This window comes from Yersinia aldovae ATCC 35236, from assembly GCF_000173735.1.
GTDB lineage: Bacteria > Pseudomonadota > Gammaproteobacteria > Enterobacterales > Enterobacteriaceae > Yersinia > Yersinia aldovae.
In genome coordinates, this window is sequence record NZ_ACCB01000146.1 from 1 (window position 1) to 208 (window position 208).

A 208-nucleotide genomic window follows, 5' to 3' on the forward strand; every position below is an offset into this window, starting at 1 on the left:
TGCTAAAACTCAATTTTCGTCGTAAGGGTAAACAACGCCTGCCGATACGCAATCCGGCTCCGCTGGCAACGCCGGAAGCCCTGAACCAAAGTTGGTCGATTGATTTTATGCACGACGCGCTGACATGCGGCCGACGTTTTCGGACCTTCAATGTCGTCGATGATTTTAACCGTGAAGCTCTGGCTATCGAAATTGACCTAAATATCCC

Annotated in this window: 1 pseudogene; it reads left to right on the forward strand. The window is 50.0% G+C overall.

Annotated features, from left to right (window positions below):
• A pseudogene (locus YALDO0001_RS19625) lies at nucleotides 1–208 on the forward strand (IS3 family transposase); the annotation flags it as partial.